Source organism: Pedobacter sp. 01N416 (assembly GCF_056399685.1).
Map to the genome: position 1 here is coordinate 1 of NZ_JBFTRT010000241.1, position 7,238 is coordinate 7,238.

Sequence of the window (7,238 nt, forward strand, 5' to 3'; positions counted from 1 at the left end):
GTACACCTGTACCACATCTTCACCATTGGCTTTTAATGCTTTTGCTAAGTGTGTGGCAACGTTTCCCGAACCTAATAAAACGATCTTCATGATTTTATGCGGTTTTGGCCTCTTTTCTTCTTCTGAAAATTGAAAGTAAGAAACCAACAACCATTACAATAGTACCTGCCCAATATAAATTGATGAAAGGAAATTCTATTGCTTTAAAAACTACCCAGTCTTTAGCCTGCTGAGGTTTTTCAAAAATCTGAAGCTCCACTTTTTTCTCATCTGGTAATACCCTGGCAAAACGGAATTTCAAATCCAATTCATCCACCTTGCGTGCGAAATCGAAAGTGTTATTTCCTTTGATCAAGAAAATAGGTTCTGTATTGTAAACTTTACCGGCAGCATTAATCTCTAATGGTAAACCAACAGCATAATCACCTTGCCCTAAAACTAAATCTTTTGCGATAGGTTTTCTATTTAAATCCTTAACCGTAACAATGCCGCTTGAGGTGTGAATGGTATCTCCTACTGAAACCTTAACAATACGCGGTGTTTTATAATTTTCATCGTCAGAATGACCTTCGTGATCATCGTGCGATTCTTTTTTAATAGCGGCACTGGTAATGTGGGTGTAAACATCATAGGTTAAATAATGCTTGGTATCAGGAGAAGCAATTAAACCCATTTTCTCGTTATCCTGCACATGTGGATGTAAGTTAAAATCTTCTTTAACCTTACCTTCTTTATCTAAAACTTTAAAATTAAGGGTATAAATGGTATTGGGTGCTACCGTGGTATCGGCTACATAGGTTACAGTGTACTTACCCATTTTCTTAGGCTCGTTTTTGTATAACATGATGTTTTCACCTGGTTTTTCTGTTTTCTCGAAATCTTTTACCGGAATAAAATTATTCGCGTTGATGGATAAAGGTTTGTTTGTAGCTGCAGAAATTAATGCACCTAAGATCAGGAAAGCAAAACCAATGTGTGCAATTGCAGATCCGGCCAATTTTGCCTTGCCACCGAAAGCCTGATATAACACCGCAGCATTTGAAAGCACAGCGAATAAACAGCTGAAGGTGATGAGGATATACATTGTGTTGGTGTAAATATTAGCCACATATACCAAACCCGCTGTTAACACAATGGAGAAAATAATTGCCGAAACCAGGCTACTATAAAATTTGCGTGGATCGGTTCTTTTATACTTTAGATATTGAGAGAAACCTGAAATCAAAGTAATTAATACTGCGAAAGGTGCCTGCCATTGGTTGTAATATTTTACAGCATCAATTGGTGGAGTAAAGTTTGTTCCAAACGCCTTATTGAATACGGGTACCGAGGTGGAGAATATTACCTGGATACAAGCTATAGTTACAACTAAAGCGCCAATAAACATCCAAAATTCGCGAGAATAAGTTTCTTCATCTTTGGTGGTAATTGGCAATTCTTTCCATCTTAATACAATGAGCACAACCGCTAAAACAGCGAAAACAACATTGTATAAAATCAAGTGGCCAAACATACCCATATCAGTAAATGAGTGAACTGATGTATCACCTAAAATTCCACTGCGGGTTAAAAACGATGCGTAAAGCACCAATAAGAAACTTAAGAATACTAAAGCAATTGCAGTAAAATAAGCATGACCGGTATTTTTATACGCAATCATTACGTGTACCGCACCAATTAGGGTTAGCCATGGAATTAAAGATGCATTTTCAACAGGATCCCAAGCCCAAAAACCGCCAAAGTTTAACGCTTCGTAAGCCCAGAAAGAACCCATAATAATACCTGTACCTAAAACCATCACCGCAAAAAGCGCCCAAGGCATAGCTGGTTTAATCCATTCTTTATATCGTTTTTGCCATAGTGCCGCAATTCCATAGGCAAAAGGCACAATCATACTGGCAAAACCTAAAAACAAGGTTGGTGGGTGGATCACCATCCAATAGTTTTGCAACAATGGATTTAATCCTCTGCCATCGGTAATAAATTTTAAATAATTAGCGAAGTTTTCAGGGTTTGCGAAAACTACAGGAGCCATTGATTTTAGATCAAGGGAATCTCTTAATAGAATAAATGGAGAACTTCCGATGCGCTCACCCAAAATCTCTACACCTAAAAGCATTGAAGTCAAAAACACTTGAGAGAAGGCCACAACTGTCATTACAGGGCGCTCCCAGGTTTTAGCTTTCCAGATTAATAAAGTACCTAGAAACGATTGCCAGAAGGCCCAGAGCAAGAAACTTCCTTCCTGCCCTTCCCAAAAAGCAGAAATAATATAATGAATTGGAAGTTGTTTTGAAGAGTGCCAATAAATATAACTGTATTCATTGTAGTGGCCCAATACCAGGTAGAACAAAATTGCTCCGATACCAATTATACAGCTAAAATTAACTAAGAATCCAATCCGGCCTAAGTTACGCCAAGATTTATCTTCTAAATTTTTATCGCGACTGGCATAAAAGTATGCGATTGTTGAAAGTAATGATGCACTAAACGCCAGCACAATAAAAAACTGCCCGATTTTACCCGGTAGCAGGTTTTCGCCTACAAATTGAATATCCATTAAAATTAGTTATATTTTTTCTCGCCGTACTTACCTACCGTGTCAACCTTACCGTCTTTATTAATTTCAACAAGGTTATCATTATATTTAGATGGGCATTTCATTAAAATTTTCGACGCGTAAAACTTGTCTTTGTTCATCTTACCGATTAACACAAGCTTTTCTGATTTTTCGAAATCCTGCGGTTTGGTACCTGCGTAAATTACCTCTCTCACTTCTCCCTTTTCATCTTTCATGTGGAATGCAAAATGGTTAGCGTCTTTTACGGCGTCGTAATAAGTACCCATCGATTTTACCCAATAGCCCATAACATGCTCTTCTTTCTCAGAAAGGGTTGCCTGTTTGAAATTAGAGTAGGTGTCGGTATTTGCGTTCAAGCTAAATAAAATCCCTACGGAAATTGCGATGGTAATCAATCCAATGATTGCACTTTTCTTCATGGTTATACTTGTTGTAAAAGCTGGCAACAAAGATAGAAAAATCGGCTTAGCCAGCATTCTTTTACATTTTTCTTGTCTTTATATTGACAATTATCTGATTTTTAAAGTAAAATATTTTCTCAAAAGCCACTATTTATAACCGATCTTAAGTAATATCTTAAATCATTTAAAAGTTTGGGCTGAAATTGTTAAGTTTGGCTTATCAGGTAATCATCCCTTTTTTACATCCCACAATAGAACATAAACCGGATTAACATGAAATTAAAGCAGTTTTATACGCTTTTGTTATTTATAGTTTTGATACCTTTTTTAAGCTCTTGTTTTGAAGTAATTGAAGAAATTGCCATGAAAAACGACGGAACCGGCGATATGGTACTCACCATAAACTTAAGCCAGAGCAAAACCAAAGTGGCTTCGGTAATGCTTTTGGATAGCGTACAAGACTATAAAGTGCCCAGCAAACAAAAAATTCAACAGGAATTAAATGAAGCAGTGGCCTATTTAAGAAAATCGGAAGGAATTTCGAATGTAAAAAGCACGAGCGATTTTAATAATTACATCGCAACCATTAGTTTTTCTTTTAAAGATGTTTCAAATATCAATAATATTACCAAAAACATTCTTGCCCAGCAAAAAATTAAGGCTACTAACACCTCCTCGTATACTTATAACAAGGCCACCAAAACCTTTAGCCGAAAATATCAGGCAATAGGTAGCGCTAAAACAGAATTCAATAAATTAAAAGCAAAAGACAAGGCAATTTTTAACGGCGCAACTTACACCAGCATCTATCGTTTCGAAACTGTTGTAACAAGTAGCACCAACCCGGCATCAAATGTATCGAAATCTAAAAAAGCCGTGATGTTAAAAAGCAGCATTATGGATTTAATTAACGGAAAAATTAACGTATCTAATTCTATACAACTATCTAAATAAAATGAAACCAACGTGTAATCCTCGATAGTTTCATCTCCACTGAAAACAAATTATATCTAATGAAACCATCAGGAGCATACCGTTCACAAACTGAGATGAATATGCTCATGATAGCTTCATAACCGCTAAAAACCAAAATAATATCTAATGAAACCATCAGGAGCATACCTTTCACAAACCGAGATGAATCTGCTCCTGATAGCTTCATAACCGCTAAAAAAACAAATTATATCCAATGAAAAAAATTCTAATTGCAATCGCTCTTTTCTTATCGTTTAATCTGGCCAAGGCTCAGGATCTAATTAAGAAAATACCTGCAAATGCCTTCACAGTTGCCACAATTAAAGGCGATAACGTATTTAAATTGATGTTTGTAAAAGATTTTAACGAATCTTTTGTAGGCAAGAAATTATTGACAGAAACATCAAAATCACTTGATAAAAGTTTTACCAGTATAGAAGATTTCGGCATCAACCTGGAGAAAAACATGTATTACTTTAATCAGTTAAGCGATAGTATTACCTATAACTGTTTTCTTATTCCGATAAAAGATGCTAAAAAATTCGAAAATCTGATTGACACCAAAGAGAAAAAGTTTACACAGCAGGGCGATATCCGTACGATGGTTTTGCCTGATAGCACGAGCATTATTAAATGGAACAACAACATGCTGTATTTTGTAACCGGAAGCATAAAAGGATCTTTCTTTGCTGATTCAGTTAAATCTGCACGTTATGGGATTAAAGATATAAGGTTCCAAAGTGACGATGCAATAGTTGCTGATAGCGCGGCTGTGGCTGTAGACTCTGCTTATGTAACAACAGATGAGCCTATGGTAGAAGCAGTTGATGCCCCGGTTATTGAAAAAGTAAAAGTTCGGAAAAAATCGACGGCTAAAAAGAATACTAAAAAAACTGCCGGAACGAAAAAAACCGGTAAAAAGAAAACGGCCAAAAAATCTAAAAAAGTTGCTAGAATAGATTCAGATGTTGAAGAATCCAGAGAAGCAAGAGAATTCGCAGTCGATACTGCGAGCGCCATGACTCCTGTTCATGGTATTGTTGATGAGCAATATGATGCCTACCAACAAGAGCGTTTGGAACAAGATGCAAAGAAAAAGAGATTGGCTTTTACCTGGATGACCGCCCAGGCTGATCAGATTTTCACTGGCAGTTACGAGTCTATCGAAAATAATAAATCATACACGGCAAGTTTAGATAATAAAGCCATTGCAGAACTTTGGGTATCGAGCCTTCAAGATGTTTATAATTCGATTTCTCCTGAATTTGGTGCTTATGGTAAAGCAGGGTTAATGAAAGGTTATGGCAGTTTAAATGCGAAACTTTTTATGGACGACAAGAGTTTCCGCATCTCAACAGGCTTAGAATTGGCGCAGGAACAGGCAGATGCGTATAAAAAAATCATGAACAGAAAGTTAAACAAAAACTTTTTGAAATATGTAAACAGCGAAAAAGCGCTCGGTTTTATGAGTTATTCGATTGATACCAAAGCTTATCTGGAAGAATTCCCTAAATTAATGAAACAAACCTATGGTTCTTTATTGGGGGGCAAAATGGATGAAGAAATTGATCTTGGTACTGAGCTCTTCAGTCTTTTGCTAGATGAAGAAGCTGTAAGCAAGGTAATTAAAGGCGATGCGTTATTCGTAATTAATGGATTAAACACAAAAGACGTTACTTATACCACTTACGAATATGATGATGATTACAAACAAAAAGAAATAGTTAAAACCAAGAAAGAAACATTGCCTGATTTCCTTTTTATGTTTTCATCAGAAGATCACAGATTGATTAACAAACTGATTAAATATGGTGTAAACARAAATTATGTATCTGTTGAGAACAACATTTATAAAATATTGGAAAAGAAAAGCCCGATTGATATTTACTTTATGATTAAAGATGGTATTGTATTTTTCGGCAATTCGTTAACTGAAATGCAGGGCATTAGCAACAATCAATACAACAGCAATAAATTAAGTAAACTGCACAAACAACTATTGAGCAAAAACAATTTCAGTTTTCTGTTTAATGCCAAAAACCTGGTGGGCAAAGTACCAGATTCGGAAATTGGTGGTGAAGAAACCGCTAAGAAATTTAATAGCACTTTAGAGAAAATGGGCAATGTATACATGAAATCGAACCCGATTAAGGGCAGACTGGTTTCAGCAGATATTAGCGCAGAAATTCCGAACGGACATGAAAATGCATTGAAATATCTGTTTTCTTTAATTGAAAATGCAGCTAAGTAGTTTAGTTGGCAATTATCAGTCGGCAGTTTACAGTTAACCGATTTAAACAGTTAACCATATTCCATGAAGAAATTTTTAAAAATAACAGCAGCAATAGTTTTATTGCTGCTTATTTTTTTTGTTGGTGTTTCTAAATACAGGAGATACGATGCCGAGCAAACCTTAATTCCGAAAAATGCGACGAGCTTAATAAAAATCAATGTTGATGAGCTTTACAAAACACTTTTCGCGAATATAGTGAGTAACCCTGGCTATTATTTTAAATCTGACTTTAAAAAGGACACCTCAAATAAGCCCGACAAATTTAATAATGGTTTAGAAATACCTGCAAGTTTATATTTCTATACTTTACAGGGCAAATCTGGAATTTACTTTTCGCGATTTGAAGTTAAGAATGTCAATGATTTTGAAAACACTTTAAGAGATTTATTGCATTTGGAGATAACTAAAAAGACTGAGGGTATAAATGTCGCTAAATCGAAACTGGGTAATGTGGTTATTTATTACGACAGTAAAAGTGCCGCTGTTTCGTTATCGGTTAAAATAGAAAATGTTGACGGAACTTTGATGAACATATTAAGCCAGAAAAACTTTATAAAAGTAACCGAGAGCAGGTTTAAGCATACAGCAAAATCTGTACAGCACATTGCTTTCGAAACCGCATTACATAAAGGATCTGTTAATTTTGATAATGGAGTAGTTAATTTTAGCGATATGGTTACTGCCAACGAGATTATCCCAACGAATACACAGAGCAACCGTGGGCATAATAAAGATGCTATTGCCAGTTTGTGGCTAAATGCTGATTTCAAAAATATAACTCATCGGGCTTTTAAAACAAAGAATTTCAGCATTGAGGCCGATAGTGTATTAAAATATTATAAAGGCAGTGTAGATTTTAATTGGTCAAGTACGATACAACAAACAGATTCTATTGTTACTTATGATTATAACGATGATTTTGAAAAAGTAGCAAAAGTAAGTCTGCAAAAAAGAGATGTACCACAATTCTCTATTGCTATACATGCAG

General features: G+C 35.6%; 5 protein-coding genes. 3 read left to right on the plus strand and 2 right to left on the minus strand.

The window, feature by feature from the left end; genetic code table 11:
- Nucleotides 1–94: 94 nt before the first annotated feature.
- Nucleotides 95–2,560, minus strand: coding sequence for a cytochrome c biogenesis protein CcsA (gene ccsA / locus AC1DND_RS14440; RefSeq protein ID WP_477582578.1), 2,466 nt, complete (start codon nt 2,558–2,560; stop codon nt 95–97).
- Between the two features lie 5 nt (nt 2,561–2,565).
- Nucleotides 2,566–3,000, minus strand: a complete 435-nt coding sequence (locus tag AC1DND_RS14445; protein ID WP_477582580.1) for a cytochrome c maturation protein CcmE domain-containing protein — start codon at nt 2,998–3,000, stop codon at nt 2,566–2,568.
- A gap of 255 nt (nt 3,001–3,255) precedes the next feature.
- Here AC1DND_RS14445 and AC1DND_RS14450 point away from each other — a divergent pair, with 255 nt between their 5' ends.
- The 3 genes from AC1DND_RS14450 to AC1DND_RS14460 form a co-directional block, all read left to right on the plus strand.
- A complete protein-coding gene (locus tag AC1DND_RS14450; RefSeq protein ID WP_477582582.1) occupies nt 3,256–3,936 on the plus strand; it encodes a hypothetical protein in 681 nt (226 codons plus the stop codon).
- Nucleotides 3,937–4,171: 235 nt separating this feature from the next.
- The gene (locus AC1DND_RS14455; RefSeq protein ID WP_477582584.1) at nt 4,172–6,208 is read left to right on the plus strand and encodes a hypothetical protein; all 2,037 of its coding nucleotides are present in this window, start codon (nt 4,172–4,174) and stop codon (nt 6,206–6,208) included.
- A gap of 63 nt (nt 6,209–6,271) precedes the next feature.
- A partial coding sequence (locus tag AC1DND_RS14460) for a hypothetical protein (RefSeq protein WP_477582586.1) occupies nt 6,272–7,238 on the plus strand: 967 nt, incomplete at its 3' end.